Below are 13,985 nucleotides of genomic sequence, written 5' to 3' on the forward strand. Positions count from 1 at the left end.
CTCAACGCTCCACCAGCGCGATGCGCTTGTTGTACCAATTCATGAATATCGAGATCGACAGGCTGACCGTCAGGTAGGCGCCCATGATGATGAGGATGCCCTCGATGGCCTGGCCGGTCTGGTTAAGCGTGGTGTTCACCACCGACACGATGTCCGGGTAGCCGATGGCGACCGCCAGCGAACTGTTCTTCAGCAGGTTCAGGTATTGGCTGGTCATCGGCGGAATGATCACGCGCAAGGCCTGCGGCAGCACGACCAGGCGCAGTACTTTGGCGCGTGGCAGGCCCAACGAACCGGCGGCTTCCCACTGGCCGTTGTTCACCGCCTGGATGCCCGAGCGCACCACTTCGGCGATGAATGCCGAGGTGTAGACGGTCAGGCCCAGGAACAAGGCGACAAATTCCGGCGACAGCGTCAGCCCGCCGACGAAGTTGAAGCCCTTCAATGCCGGCATGTCCAGCGTCAGCGATGCGCCGCCGGCCAGCCAACCCAAGAATGGCATGCCGATCAACAGGCCGATGGCGACGCGGCCCAACGGGAACGCGCGCCCCGTGGCTTCCTGGCGCTTGGTGCCCCAATGGCCCAGCAGCAGGATCGCCACGACGGCCAGGGCCAGGCCGCCCAGCACCCAGTCCAGCGACGTGCCTTCCAGCCCGGGCACTTTCAGGCCCCGATTGGAAATGAACACGCCCGGCAGGGGGTTGTGCGCCTGGCGCGGGCCGGGCATGTTTTCGGTGATCAGCGCATACCAGAAGAACAATTGCAGCAAGAGCGGCACGTTGCGCATCACCTCGACATACACCGAGGTGATTTTCTTGACGAGCCAGTTCTTCGACAGGCGGCCGATGCCGATCAAGACGCCCAGAACCGTCGCTGCGACCAGCGCCAATAATCCCACGCGCAGCGTGTTCAGCACGCCCACGAAGATGGCGCGGCCATAGGTGTCGGCCGGGCCGTAGGCGATGACGGATTCGCCGATGGCAAACCCTGCCTCGCGGTCCAGGAAACCGAACCCCGTGGCGATGTTGCGCATCGACAGGTTATGCAGCGTGTTGTGCACCAGGAACCAGACGCCGGCCCCGACCAGCGTCAGGGCCAGCACCTGGTAGACCAGCGCGCGGGTGGCCGGATCGTTCCAGGAAACCCGGTGCGCGGGCCGCGGCACCGGGGATTGCGCGGTGTGCTTGGCCACGGCTTATCCCGCCATCAAGACTTTGACGGCCGCTTCCAGGCGGTCCATGCCTTGTTCGATGACTTCGGTGGACGTCGCGAACGAAAAGCGCACGTAGGGCGACAAGCCGTACGAACCGCCGTCGATCACGGCCACGCCGGCCTCGCGCAGGAAGAACAGGCTGACGTCCAGGTCGGTCTTCAGTTCGCCGGTCGGGCCGGTGCGTCCGATCAGGCCTTGCACGTTGGCATACACGTAGAAGGCGCCGTCGGGCATGGCGCACGAGATGCCGGGAATGGCGTTCAGGCGGCGCACGATCAGGTCGCGTCGCGCCTTGAAGATGTCGACCATCTGCGTGACGCTGGACTGGTCGCCTTCCAGGGCGGCCTGCGCGGCCACCTGCGAGATCGCGCTGGGGCAAGACGTGCTTTGCGACATGACCGTGCTCATCGCCTTGATCAGGTCGGCGGGGCCGGCGCCGTAGCCGACGCGCCAGCCGGTCATGGCATAGGACTTGGACATGCCGTTGACGATCAGCGTACGCGGAATCAGGCGCGGTTCGACCTGCACGGGCGACGCATGCGCCTGGCCGCTATAGCAGAAGGGCGCGTAGATTTCGTCGCTAAGGATCCAGACCTGCGGGTGGCGCACCAGCACGTCGGTCAGCGCGCGCAACTCGGCGGCGCTGTACACGGCGCCGCTGGGGTTGCTGGGCGAATTCAGGATCAGCCAGCGCGTGCGCGGCGTGATGGCGGCTTCCAGCGTGGCGGCGTCCAGCTTGAACCCTTGCGATTCCGGGCCGGTCACGACCACGGGCTTGCCGTCGTTCAGCAGCACCATGTCGGGGTACGACACCCAGTACGGCGCGCACACGATCACTTCGTCGCCCGGTTCCAGGCTGGCCGTCAGGGCGGCGCCGATGATCTGCTTGGCGCCGGCGCCCACGGTGATCTGATCCATGCCGTAGGACACGCCCTGGCCCAGTTCCAGGCTGTTGGCGATGGCGCGGCGCAGCCCCACGGTGCCGTTCGGGCTGGTGTAGCGGATGTCGCCGCTGGCGATGGCGTCCTGGCCGGCGCGCGCGATGTGGGCGGGCGTGGGCATGTCGGGCTCGCCCAACGTGAAGTCGGCGATCTCGCGGCCCTGGCGGCGCAGTTCGTCGACGACGATCTTGGCGGCCATGCTGGGCGAGGGTTTGATCTGTTTCAGGCGGGAGTTAACGATGCTGTTCATGGTTAGCGCACCGGCCAGCCGTACATCAGGCCGCCTTGCGTCCATTGCTTGTTCAGGCCGCGTTCCAGCTTCAGCGGGCTGTCCTTGCCCATGGCGCGGTCATAGCTTTCGCCGTAGTTGCCTACCTGCTTGATGATGTTGTAGGCCCACTTGTCATCCAGCCCCAGGTTCTTGCCCATGCCTGGCGTCACGCCCAGGATGCGCTGCACGTTGGGGTTGGTGCTCTTGAGCATGTCGTCCACGTTCTTCTGCGTGATGCCGTATTCCTCTGCTTCCAGCATGGCGTTCAGTGACCAGCGCACGACGTTGAACCATTGCTCGTCGCCCTGGCGGACCATCGGGCCCAACGGCTCCTTGGACAGGTTTTCTTCCAGGATTTCCCAGTCGTCCGGCTTGGCCAGGCGCGTGCGCATATTGGCGGCGGTGTTCGACTTGTCGTTGGTGTAGGCGTCGCAACGACCCGATTCCAGCAGGCGGAAGTTCTCGTCGTAGTTCTCGACCAGAACCGGCTTGAAGGTCAGGCCGCGGCTACGGAAGTAGTCGGCCAGGTTCAGTTCGGTGGTGGTGCCCGGCTGCACGCAGATCGTGGCGCCGTCCAGCTCCTTCACGCTTTTCACGTTCATGGACTTCTTGACGATCAGCCCTTGCGCGTCATAGAAGTTCACGCCCACGCCGATCAGGCCCAGCGTGGTGTCGCGGGTCAGCGTCTGCGTCGTGTTGCGCGACAGCATGTCGATTTCGCCCGATTGCAGCGCCGTGAACTTGGCCTGCGCCGTCAGCACGTTGCCCTTCACCTTGGACGCGTCGCCGAACATGGCGGCGGCCACCGCGCGGCACATGTCCACGTCCAGGCCGGTCCATTCGCCCTTGCTGTCCAGCACCGAGAAGCCGGGGATGCCGGCAAAACCGCACTGCAAAAAGCCTTTCTTCTTGACGGCGTCGAACGTCACGCCGGCTTGGGCGCCGGAAGCGGCGCACAGCAGGGTGGCCGCAACGGCGGTGCTTAGAAACTTACGCATGGAGAATTCTCCTGGGAGGTCGGGAGTCGCTTGGGATAAGCGGGGGAGTCGGGACCGCCAGACGTGCGCCGGCGCGCCCCGGACGAAGGCCGGAACAGGCGGCGCCGCGTAAGCGGACGGGGTACGAAAAGGGAAAGTTCGCGGTGTAGCCGCTAAGTGACCGGTAGGCCGGTCAGGAGATAGGCCGATGGATGCGCGTGGTGTAGCGGTGGAACGTCGTGCGGAGGGAAAGGATCGGGCTCATCGGCGGCACTTGTACAGCGTGGGTCATACGGTAGCGGGGCGTCCTGGCCGACACGTCGTCGGGCAGGGCTGCGCTAGGTCATAGGACGTATGATGGCAGCCGTCATACAAGTAGGCAAGTAAGGGGAATCCCGTAATTTCCTGATTTGTCGGGGCGTCGGATGGCCGCCCAGGAACATGCGGAGGCCTATTGAGCCGGCGCTTGCGACAGAAGCTTGCGATAGCGCGCGATGCTGTCGCCCAGGTGGCGCGCCATCGCGGCGCGCGCGGCGCCGGGGTCGCGGCGCATGATGGCGGTCAGGATGGCTTCGTGTTCGCGCACGTTGCGGGTTTCGTACGTTTCAAGCTCTTGGGGGGTCTTGCCGCCGTGCTTGATGTTGAGGTCCAGCATCACGTCGCGCACCGCCGCCTTCAACAGCGCCGGAAAGTGCGGGTTGTTGGAGGCTTTGGCAATGGACAGGTGGAATTCGTAATCTGCCTTCACCGCCGCTTCCATGTCTCGCGTGGCGCGGTTGAAGGCGTCAAACGCTTCGACGATGCCGCTCAGGTCGGCTGCCGTGCGGCGCTCTGCCGCAAGCCCACAGGCCTCGACTTCCAGACCGGCGCGCAGTTCCATGATGTGCAGCGCCCAGCGCGGGTCCGCGGCGGGTTCAATGACGAAATCGATGGGCTTTTCACGGTCCTCCGTGACGAACACGCCGATGCCGGGCTTGCTGACCAGGCGGCCGCTCAGGCGCATCGACGCGACGGCCTCACGGACGACCGTGCGGCTGACGTCGAACTCGTCGCAAAGCTGGTGTTCCGAAGGCAGTTTGTCGCCCGCCCGGTACAGGCGCGTATCCAGGCGTTTGGTCAGTTCCTCGATCACCACATCGGTCAGGCGCGAACGCGGGCGGGGCCGGGCAGGAGTTTGCATCGTCTCTCTTATGGATAAGGCGGAAAGGCAGGCCGTAAGCCAGCGGCCGGAGCCGCAAGTGTACGCTTTTCACGTTCCGCATCCGGTTGTCCGGACCGGTGGAGGCCGTCTTGCAAGGGGCCCGTCCCGCCGGCACGCACCCGGCAATAAAAACGCCCTCCGGAGGGAGGGCGTCTGCCGTGCTGTCGCGCAAGGCTTACTGCGGGCCGAGCTTCTTGATCAGGGCGTTAAGCATTTCAAGCTCTTCACCGGTCAGGTCGGTCAGCGGGGCGCGCACGGGGCCTGCGTCGTGGCCGACCAGCTTGGCGCCGGCCTTGACGATGCTGACGGCGTAGCCGGCCTTGCGATTGCGGATTTCCAGGTACGGCAGGAAGAAGTCATCCAGCAGGCGGTTGGTGGTGGCCGAGTCCCCGGCGGCGATGGCGCGGTAGAAATCCATGGCGGTCTTGGGCACGAAGTTGAAGACGGCCGACGAGTAGACGGGCACGCCGAGTGCGCGGTAGGCGGCGGCATAGACCTCGGCGGTGGGCAGGCCGCCCAGGTACGAGAAGCGGTCGCCCATCTTGCGGCGGATGCGGACCATGGCTTCGATGTCGCCGATGCCGTCCTTGAAGCCGACCAGGTTGGGGCAGCGATCGGCCAGTTGGGCCAGGCTGTCGGCCGACAGGCGGGACTGGGCGCGGTTGTAGACGATGACGCCGATCTTGACGGAGTTGCAGACCTGTTCGACGTAAGCGGCGATGCCGTCTTGCGAGGCTTCGGTCAGGTAGTGGGGCAGCAGCAGGATGCCCTTGGCGCCTTGGCGCTCGGCTTCCTGGGCGTAGGCGATGGCGGTGCGGGTGGGGCCGCCTGCGCCTGCGAGGATGGGCACCTTGCCGGCGCAGGTCTGGACGGCGGTGCGGACGACGTCCGAATACTCCTGGGGGGCCAGGGAGAAGAACTCGCCGGTGCCGCCGGCGGCGAAGAGGGCGGTGGCGCCATACGGAGCCAGCCATTCAAGGCGGGCGGCGTAGCTCTTGGCGTTGAAATCGCCGTTCTGGTCAAAATCCGTCACGGGGAAGGAGAGCAGTCCTTCCGATACGATTTCCTTGAGTTCCTGGGGAGTCGTCATGCCTGTCATCCATAAAAGGGGAGTAGATGTATGTCATCGTACAACATACAAGTTCGGTCGGCAAGTGACGCCTGATCTTCGGGATAGCCTCGCTATCCATGGAAGCGTCCGGTGCCAGGCAGATGCGGAATTACCCTAGATTGAAAGCGGGGCCGGCCACCAGTATTCTCCTTTCTCGTTAGTTATACGATAACGTACAAGATAAAAAATCCGTTCTGAGGAGACAAGCTTGAAGGCATTCCCCCTGTTGCACCGCACGTTGTTCGCCGCGTTGGCGTTGAGCACCCTGGCCGCCACTGGCGCACATGCCGCCGACGATTGGCCGAAGGCCAAGCCCATCACATTGGTCGTGCCGTTCGCCGCTGGCGGCACGTCGGACATCCTGGGCCGCATGATCGCGCAAGAATTGGGCGCCGGCCTGAGCCAGACCGTGCTGGTGGAGAACAAGGGCGGCGCCGGCGGCGTGCTGGGGGCCGACGCCGTGGCGCGGGCCAAACCGGACGGCTACACCTTGCTGCTGGGCACGATTGCCACGCACGCGATCAACCCGTCGCTGCTGCCGGGCATCAACTACAACGCGGCCAAGGACTTTGCGCCGGTGATCTTGCTGGGCAGCATTTCGAATGTGTTGCTGGTGGGCGCCAATCAGCCCTACAAGACGGTGCAGGACGTGGTGGCCGCGGGCAAAGCCAACCCCGATACCATCGCCTTTGGTTCGGCCGGGCAGGGCACGTCCCAGCACCTGTCGGGCGAAGTCTTCAAGCAATTGACGGGCGCCCATCTGACCCATGTGCCGTACCGGGGCAGCGCGCCCGCCATCCAGGACCTGATCGGCGGCCAGATTCCCAGCTCGTTCGAAACGGCGTTGGTCGCGCTGCCTTACGTGCAAAGCGGCAAGGTGCGCGCGCTGGCGGTCACGTCGGCCAAGCGCACCGACGTGATGCCCGATGTGCCGACGATGCAGGAAGCGGGCGTCGCAGGCTTTGACGTCAGCAGCTGGCAAGCCATCTACGCGCCGGCCAACACACCGCCGGCCGTGGTGGACCGGCTGAATAAAGCCATCGCTGCCATCATCGCCAAGCCGGACGTCAACGCCAAGATGAAGGGTTTGGGGTTGGCCTACACGCCTAACACGCCAGCGGAGTTCACGGCATTCCAGACCGGCGAGCAAGCCAAGTGGGCGAAGATCATCGCCGATGGGAAACTGCGGGTGCAGTAAATAGCGCCGCCGTGTGGCGGGGATCCGCGCGGCGGCAAGGCGCACGCCCGGCGAATGCCGTCAGCCTGGCCTGCGTTGCAGCGCTTGCTCTGCGCGGATGAGGTCGTCGGGATGATCGACATCCTGGACGCACCCGGCGTCTTGCGATGGCAGCGGATGCAGGGTGCCTAGCTGGGTGGCCTGGCGCACCAGCGGCATCGCGCCGGACTCGCCGCTCAGGCCCAGCAGCGCGTCGCGCCATGCCGGCCCAAATCCCACGGGGTGGCCAGGTTGGATGGCCCCATCGGCCATGGCCACCTGGGGGCGCACCACCGTCCAGGGTTCGCCAGGCGTGGCATCGCGTAGCGATTCGGCAACGCCGATCAGACTGGCGGGTTCGATCAAGGGCAGGTCGCCTGGCAAGATGAGCCAGCCCGGTGCGTCCGCGTGGCGGGCCACGCCCCGCGCGATGGAGTCGCCCATGCCGCCGGCAGCGTGCGCGTCGTCGGGGCGTTCCACCAGTGTCCACGGCAAGCCGCTGTCGCGCACCGCGGCCAGCGTCCATTCCAGGACCGGACGGCCCAGGAGGTTGGCGTCAAGTTTGCTGCCGCTGCCGCCAGCCTCGCGGAACCGGCGTCCGGCGCCGGCGGCCAGGACCACGACGATGGGGAAGAGGGGCGGGTTTGTCATCGGCTCGAGGTGTCGGGGCTGCTGGGAATCGGTAGGGTGCAGGCGGCTGGGCCAGGCCGTTGCGTCAGCGTGACTTTACCCAGATTCGAGGGCGCGCGCTTTATTGAATCGTGGGGCGGCGGGCCACTTTCCCGTGCCGCCAAAACAGGTATAGTCCATCGCTTAGGCCACTGCAGCGACTGCGCCTTTTTTCATCAGGCGTCCGCATCGTTGCACCGCTGGGCCGCACCCCCCCCTTTATAGAACACGCCACCCGCTACCATGCCGAATCCGTCGTCGCAGCCTGCCAACCGCTATGTCTTTCCCCGGACGCTATTGGCCGGGTTCGTGACGGCCGCGCTGGCTACGCTGGTTATCGCCTTCGTCAATGTGCGCTCGGCAGATACCCGTCAGCAGGCGGTCAAGGCCGTGGACCGCACGACCGAGACGTTGCGCCAGCTCAGCCTGTTCAACTCGGCCCTCAAGGATGCCGAGATCGGCCAACGGGGCTATCTGCTGACCGGCGACACGACCTACCTCCAGCCGTATCTGCGTTCGCTGGGCCTCATTGATGAACGCCTGTCTCTGGTGAAGGAAGCCGTGGCCAACGATTCGGCGCAACGCCGCATCCTCAGCGACATCGCAGGCATCACACGGCAAAAGTTGGCCGAACTGCATGACACCGTCGAGATGCGCAAGGCCGGCAATGTGGACGCCGCGATGGCCGTGGTGCGCACCGATTCGGGCAAAGAGGCCATGGACCGGTTGCGCGATCTGGTGGGCGACCTGTATGCGCGGCAGATGGACGAACTGAGGGAAGGCAAGGAAGCCTGGGCCGAGGCCGCCGCCACGTCGACCTATTACTCGTGGGGCGGCTCGGCATTGCTGCTGGTGCTGATCCTGGCCTCGGCCGGGATGACCATGCGGGAGTACCGGGCCAAGGCGCGCCAATCCTGGGTGACGGCCGGCCTGTCGGGCTTGAGCCTGCGCCTGCAAGGGGATCACCGCCTGGACGAGATCGGCAAGCGTGCATTGGATTATCTGGCCGAGTACCTGGACGCCGACGTGGGCGCGGGATACGTGGTTGACCGGAGCAGCGGCGAACTGGAGCTTTTCGGCGGCTTTGCGTTGCCGCCCGAGCGCCTGGCGCAGAAGATCCAGTCGGCCGAAGGCCTGGCCGGGCAGGCCGCCAGTTCGCGCCGGTTGTTGCACGTGCGCAATGTGCCGGCGGGGCACCTTGAGGTCGCCTCCGCCACGGGCCGCTCGAATCCCGCCGAGCTTGTCTTGACGCCGGCCATCCAGAACGGGCGCGTGTATGCCGTGATCGAACTGGGTTTCAACCACCCGGTGGGCGACAGCGAGCGCAACCTGTTGGAAAGGGCCTCGGAAATGCTGGCCTCGGCGATTCGCTCGGGCCAGGACCGGTCACGGCTGGAAGCGTTGCTGGAGGAAACCCAGCGCCAGGCGGAAGAATTGCAGACCCAGCAAGAGGAATTGCGCGTCAGCAATGAAGAACTGGAACAACAAAGCCGTATCCTGCAAGAGTCGCAGGCGCGCATGGAACTGCAGCAGACCGAGCTGGAACAAACCAATTCCAACCTGGAAGCGCAGACGCAGCAGCTGCTTCGGGTGCAGGGCGCGTTGACCGAGAAGGCCCGCGAGCTCTCGCAGGCCAGCCAGTTCAAGAGCGAGTTCCTGGCCAACATGAGCCACGAGCTGCGCACGCCCTTGAATTCGACGCTGATCCTGGCCAAGCTGCTGTCGGACAACAAGCCCGGCAACCTCAGCGCCGAGCAGGTCAAGTACGCACAGACCATTTACTCGGCCGGCAGCGACCTGCTGACGCTGATCAACGACATCCTGGATCTGTCCAAGATCGAAGCCGGGCAGGCCACGCTGGAGGTCGAGCAAGTGGCCGTCGCCCCGATGCTGCAACGTTTGCTGGAGCCTTTGCGGCCGATGGCGCAGGACAAGGGGCTGGCGCTGGAACTGGACATCGATCCGGCGGTGCCCGCCACCTTGCAGACCGATCCGCAACGCCTGGGACAGGTACTGAAAAACCTGCTGTCCAATGCCCTCAAGTTCACGCAGCGCGGCACGGTGGCCTTGCGGGTCTCGCGGGCCTCGCGCGACCGGGTGGCGTTTGCGGTGCAGGACACCGGCATCGGCGTGTCGGCGGATCAGCAGGAATTGATTTTCGAGGCCTTCCGCCAGGCCGACGGCAGCACGCACCGCAAATTCGGCGGCACGGGGCTGGGCCTGTCGATTTCGCGCGATCTTGCCACGCTGCTGGGCGGCAGCATTTCAGTGGCCAGCACGCCGGGGCAAGGCAGCGTGTTCACGCTGGAGCTGCCGCTGCGGCTGGAAGGCACGCGCTCGGTGCCGGGCGCGCGCAGCGTGGCGGCGCCCGCGATGTCGTCCGCGTCCGCGTCCTCGTCCGCGTTCGTGCACGCCGCGCCCGTGGCTTTCCCGGGCGACGCGCCGGACGAGCCGGCCCGTCGGGCGGACGCCCTTGTCGCCGGCACAACGCGCGATGCGTTCGCCACGACGGCCGCTTCCGATACGGCCGACCCTTCGGGCGCCAACGAGCGCAGGATCCTCGTCATCGAGGACGATGAGCGCTTTGCGGCCATTCTTGGCGATCTGGCGCGCGAGATGGGCTTTGGGTGTTCGGTGGCCCACACCGCCACGGACGGCCTGGCACTTGCCTCGCGAGAGCGTCCCAACGCCATTGTGCTGGACATCAATCTGCCTGACTTCTCGGGCCTGGGTGTCCTGGACCAGCTCAAGCGCAATCCGCAGACTCGCCATATTCCGGTTCACGTGGTGTCGGTGGCCGACTATGCCCGCGAAGCCATGGGCCGTGGCGCGGCCGGCTACGCGTTGAAGCCGGTCAAACGCGAGGAACTGGTTCACGCGTTGCAGCGCCTGGAGGCCAAATTCACCCGTCATGTGCGGCATGTGCTGGTGGTGGAAGACGACGATCGACAGCGCGAGAGCGTGCGCCAGTTGCTGGCCCGCAACGATGTCGAGATCGCGCCGGCGGCCACGGCCGCGGATGCGCTGGCGCTGCTGCGCCAGACGACCTTCGACTGCGTCGTCATGGATCTGAACCTGCCCGACATGAGCGGCTACGAGCTGCTGCAGCAGATGACCGAGCAGGAGGGCGTGTCGTTCCCGCCGGTCATCGTCTATACGGGCCGCGCGTTGTCCCGCGATGAAGAGCAGCATTTGCGGCGCTTCTCCAAGTCCATCATCATCAAGGACGCACGCTCGCCCGAACGCCTGCTGGATGAAGTCACGCTGTTCCTGCACCAGGTGGAAGCAGAGTTGCCGCCCGAACAGCGGCAGATGCTGGAGCTGGCCCGCAGCCGGGATTCCGCGCTGGAAGGGCGTACCGTGCTGGTGGTGGAAGACGACGTGCGCAACGTGTTCGCGTTGTCCAGCATCCTGGAGCCCACCGGCGTGCGCGTGGAGATTGCGCGCAACGGCCGCGAGGCGTTGGACGCGCTTGGCCGCGCCGGATCGGACGGCCGGCCGGTCATCGACCTGGTGCTGATGGACATCATGATGCCCGAAATGGACGGCTACACGGCGATGCGCGAGATACGCAAGCGGCCCGAATGGCGGCGCCTGCCGATCATCGCGCTGACCGCCAAGGCCATGAAGGACGACCAGGAGAAATGCCTGGCTGCCGGCGCCAACGACTACATCGCCAAGCCGTTGGATGTGGAACGCCTGCTGTCGCTCGTCCGTGTCTGGATGCGCAGCTGACGCGCCCGTCCGCGTCATGCCCTGTTGACCACCACCATGCCATCCACCGCCAAAGCGCGTATCGCAGACATCGAGCAACGGCTGTTGCTCGATGCGATCTATCACCGCTATCACTATGACTTTCGCGAGTACGCGCAGGCGTCGCTGAAGCGGCGCCTGCAAAGCGCGCTGACGCAGTTCGGCTGCAAGACGCTGTCGCAATTGCAGGACCGCGTGCTGCACGACCCGCCGGTATTCACCGCGCTGCTGCAGTTCCTGACGGTGCAGGTCAGCGACATGTTCCGCGACCCGGAGTATTTCCTGGCGTTGCGCAACGAGGTCTTGCCGATTCTGCGCACCTATCCGTCGATCAAGGTGTGGGTGGCGGGGTGCAGCGCGGGTGAAGAAGTCTATTCGCTTGCCATCCTGCTGGCTGAAGAGGGCCTGCTTGAGCGCGCGATGATCTACGCGACCGACATCAATCCGCATGCGCTGCGCGCCGCCGAACAGGGCATTTTCGATATGGACCGGGTGGCTGCCTTTTCCGCGAACCATGTCCGGTCTGGCGGCCGCAGTTCGCTGTCGGACTACTACACCGCCCGGTACGGGCGGGTGGTGTTCGACAAGCGCTTGCGCGAACACATGGTCTTTTCCGATCACAGCCTGGCCACGGATAGCGTGTTCGCCGAGGTCCATCTGATTTCCTGCCGCAATGTGCTGATCTATTTCGAGCGCGATCTCCAGAGCCGGGCGCTGGGCCTGTTCCACGATGCGCTGGTCCATCGAGGTTTCCTGGGGCTGGGGTCGCGGGAGTCCCTGCGATTTTCCTCGCAGGCCGGCAATTTCGATGATTTCGTGCTGGACGACCGCATCTACCGCAAGAAGGCGGGGCGATGACGGCGGCCGCGTCCGTTTCGCGTATGCCGGCGGCGGCCAGCCCCTGGGAGGCGATCGTCATTGGCGGATCTTCCGGCGCGATCGATGCGTTGAATACGCTGCTGCCTGCGTTGCCGGCGGACCTGGATGCCGCGGTCATCGTCGTGTTGCATCTGGTGCGCGACCGGCGCAGCCTGCTGGTCGATATTTTCCGCGAGCGCTGCGCCTTGACGGTGCAAGAGGCCGAAGACCAGCTTCCCATCCGCCCCGGCCATCTCTATTTCGCGCCGCCCGACTACCACTTGCTGGTGGACCAGGGCCCAAGGCTGGCGCTGTCGGTCGGCGAACCGGTGTACTTTTCCCGGCCGTCGATCGACGTGCTGTTCGAGTCCGCCGCCGACGGCTATGGAGAGAAATTGCTGGGCGTGTTGCTTTCCGGAGCGAATGGCGACGGCGCGGCCGGCCTGGCCGCGATCCATGCCGCAGGCGGCCGCACCGTGGTGCAGGCGCCGTCCAGCGCGGCCATGCCCGTCATGCCCCAGGCGGCGCTGGCGCGCCAGCCGGCGCACGAAGTGCTGACGCCCGGTGAAATCGCCACGCTTTTTGCTCAACTGCGCACATCGCGCCTGCCGTAATCCCAACCTGTTCCGACACCATGTTCCTGACATCCGCCAAACCGCAAGACGAACGCATCAAGTGCCTGCTGGTCGATGACGTCCCGGAAAACCTGGTCGCGCTGGAAGCGCTGCTGGAGAGCGGCCGGGTCGAAGTGCTGAAAGCGCAATCCGGGCCCGAGGCCCTGGAACTGCTGCTGCATCACGGCGATGTGGCGCTGGCGCTGCTGGATGTGCAAATGCCCGATATGAACGGCTTCGAGCTGGCCGAGCTGATTCGCGGCAGCGAGCGCACGCGCCACATTCCGCTGATTTTCATAACCGCCGGCTCGCGCGAGCAGAACTGGCAATTCCGTGGCTACGAAAGCGGCGCCGTCGATTTCCTGTACAAGCCCATCGATCCGCGCATGCTGAGCATGAAGGCGAACGTCTTCTTCGAACTGCATGAGCGCAAGCGCGCGTTGGCCAAGCAGCTGGACGAGCGCACCGAGGCCTTGCGCATCAACGAGATGTTCATGGCCGTGCTAAGCCACGATCTGCGCACCCCGCTGCAATCCATCGTCATGGGAGCGGCACTGCTGCAGCGCCAGAACGACGACGCGCGCGTGGCCAGCGTGGCGCAGCGCATGATCCAGAGCAGCGAGCGCATGGCCCGCCTGATCGATGACCTGCTGGACGTCACGCGCATCCGGCAGGCGGGCGGCCTGACGCTGGAGCCGGCATGGATGTCCCTTGACGCCTTGCTGCAACGTACCGTCGAAGAAGTGCAGACGGGCTACCCCGGCCGCCAGATTGAATGCCAGTGCGGCGGCAACCTGGCGGGCGCCTGGGACGCCGCGCGTCTGTCCCAGGTATTCAGCAACCTGGTGGGCAACGCGCTGCACCACGGCAGCCGCGACATCCCCGTGCGCATTCGGGCTGACGGGACGGCGGCTGACCGCGTGGCCGTCACGGTCAGCAACGGGGGCAGCATTTCCCCGGCATTGCTGCCCCACCTGTTCAACCCGTTCCGGGGCGGCGAGCGCCATGCCGAAGGGCACAAGGGCTTGGGCCTGGGCCTGTTCATTGCGCAGCAGATCGTCTTGAGCCACGGCGGCCGCATCAGTGCGTCGTCGGCAGACGGCTTGACGCATTTCCGGGTGGACCTGCCGCGTGAGGTGACGCGCGACGGCGGGTAGGGCC

Annotated in this window: 11 protein-coding genes; 5 read left to right on the forward strand and 6 right to left on the reverse strand. The window is 65.5% G+C overall.

All coding sequences use genetic code 11. The annotated features are described in order from the left end of the window. Nucleotide 1 precedes the first annotated feature (1 nt). The 5 genes from CQ050_RS13400 to kdgD all read right to left on the reverse strand — a co-directional run bounded on the left by CQ050_RS13400 (nt 2) and on the right by kdgD (nt 5,693). Nucleotides 2-1,165, reverse strand: a complete 1,164-nt coding sequence (locus tag CQ050_RS13400) for an amino acid ABC transporter permease (protein ID WP_199196811.1) — start codon at nt 1,163-1,165, stop codon at nt 2-4. 30 nt (nt 1,166-1,195) lie between these two features. Beyond that, complete coding sequence (locus CQ050_RS13405) at nt 1,196-2,404, reverse strand: aminotransferase class I/II-fold pyridoxal phosphate-dependent enzyme (RefSeq protein WP_105557312.1); 1,209 nt, start codon at nt 2,402-2,404, stop codon at nt 1,196-1,198. A 2-nt stretch (nt 2,405-2,406) separates the two neighbouring features. After that, nucleotides 2,407-3,423: an amino acid ABC transporter substrate-binding protein gene (locus CQ050_RS13410; protein WP_105557313.1), complete on the reverse strand. Its 1,017-nt coding sequence runs from the start codon at nt 3,421-3,423 to the stop codon at nt 2,407-2,409. Nucleotides 3,424-3,853: 430 nt separating this feature from the next. Beyond that, on the reverse strand, nt 3,854-4,582 hold the full coding sequence (locus CQ050_RS13415; RefSeq protein WP_105557314.1) for a FadR/GntR family transcriptional regulator: 729 nt from the start codon (nt 4,580-4,582) through the stop codon (nt 3,854-3,856). Between the two features lie 196 nt (nt 4,583-4,778). Continuing rightward, nucleotides 4,779-5,693 carry a 5-dehydro-4-deoxyglucarate dehydratase gene (gene kdgD, locus CQ050_RS13420; protein WP_105557315.1) on the reverse strand — a complete coding sequence of 305 codons (915 nt, stop codon included), beginning with the start codon at nt 5,691-5,693 and terminating at the stop codon, nt 4,779-4,781. 229 nt (nt 5,694-5,922) lie between these two features. Here kdgD and CQ050_RS13425 point away from each other — a divergent pair, with 229 nt between their 5' ends. Next, entirely contained in the window at nt 5,923-6,912 is a 990-nt protein-coding gene (locus CQ050_RS13425) for a tripartite tricarboxylate transporter substrate binding protein (RefSeq protein ID WP_105557316.1), read from the forward strand. A 60-nt stretch (nt 6,913-6,972) separates the two neighbouring features. On the opposite strand, the gene CQ050_RS13430 is transcribed toward CQ050_RS13425, so the two are convergent. After that, on the reverse strand, nt 6,973-7,581 hold the full coding sequence (locus CQ050_RS13430; protein WP_105557317.1) for an NTP transferase domain-containing protein: 609 nt from the start codon (nt 7,579-7,581) through the stop codon (nt 6,973-6,975). Between the two features lie 261 nt (nt 7,582-7,842). On the opposite strand from CQ050_RS13430, the gene CQ050_RS13435 reads away from it, so the two are divergent. From CQ050_RS13435 to CQ050_RS13450, 4 genes are read left to right on the forward strand one after another with little or no spacing between them, the layout of a single operon-like run. Next, complete coding sequence (locus CQ050_RS13435; RefSeq protein WP_105557318.1) at nt 7,843-11,334, forward strand: response regulator; 3,492 nt, start codon at nt 7,843-7,845, stop codon at nt 11,332-11,334. 36 nt (nt 11,335-11,370) lie between these two features. Beyond that, nucleotides 11,371-12,210, forward strand: coding sequence for a protein-glutamate O-methyltransferase CheR (locus tag CQ050_RS13440; protein WP_105557356.1), 840 nt, complete (start codon nt 11,371-11,373; stop codon nt 12,208-12,210). Further along, the gene (locus CQ050_RS13445) at nt 12,207-12,824 is read left to right on the forward strand and encodes a chemotaxis protein CheB (RefSeq protein WP_105557319.1); all 618 of its coding nucleotides are present in this window, start codon (nt 12,207-12,209) and stop codon (nt 12,822-12,824) included. Before CQ050_RS13440 ends, CQ050_RS13445 begins: the two co-directional genes overlap by 4 nt. A gap of 20 nt (nt 12,825-12,844) precedes the next feature. Next, nucleotides 12,845-13,981 (forward strand): hybrid sensor histidine kinase/response regulator, encoded by a 1,137-nt coding sequence (locus tag CQ050_RS13450; RefSeq protein WP_105557320.1) that lies wholly within the window; start codon nt 12,845-12,847, stop codon nt 13,979-13,981. The last annotated feature ends 4 nt before the right edge of the window (nt 13,982-13,985 follow it).

The organism is Achromobacter sp. MYb9 (assembly GCF_002975275.1).
Lineage (GTDB): Bacteria > Pseudomonadota > Gammaproteobacteria > Burkholderiales > Burkholderiaceae_B > Achromobacter.

Bases quoted from the DNA above. Each gene is read 5' to 3' on its own strand.
- CQ050_RS13405 (WP_105557312.1), bottom strand. From the start codon at position 2,404: ATGAACAGCATCGTTAACTCCCGCCTGAAACAGATCAAACCCTCGCCC.
- CQ050_RS13430 (WP_105557317.1), bottom strand. From the start codon at position 7,581: ATGACAAACCCGCCCCTCTTCCCCATCGTCGTGGTCCTGGCCGCCGGC.
- CQ050_RS13450 (WP_105557320.1), top strand. From the start codon at position 12,845: ATGTTCCTGACATCCGCCAAACCGCAAGACGAACGCATCAAGTGCCTG.
- CQ050_RS13410 (WP_105557313.1), bottom strand. From the start codon at position 3,423: ATGCGTAAGTTTCTAAGCACCGCCGTTGCGGCCACCCTGCTGTGCGCC.
- CQ050_RS13415 (WP_105557314.1), bottom strand. From the start codon at position 4,582: ATGCAAACTCCTGCCCGGCCCCGCCCGCGTTCGCGCCTGACCGATGTG.
- CQ050_RS13440 (WP_105557356.1), top strand. From the start codon at position 11,371: ATGCCATCCACCGCCAAAGCGCGTATCGCAGACATCGAGCAACGGCTG.
- CQ050_RS13445 (WP_105557319.1), top strand. From the start codon at position 12,207: ATGACGGCGGCCGCGTCCGTTTCGCGTATGCCGGCGGCGGCCAGCCCC.
- CQ050_RS13435 (WP_105557318.1), top strand. From the start codon at position 7,843: ATGCCGAATCCGTCGTCGCAGCCTGCCAACCGCTATGTCTTTCCCCGG.
- kdgD (WP_105557315.1), bottom strand. From the start codon at position 5,693: ATGACGACTCCCCAGGAACTCAAGGAAATCGTATCGGAAGGACTGCTC.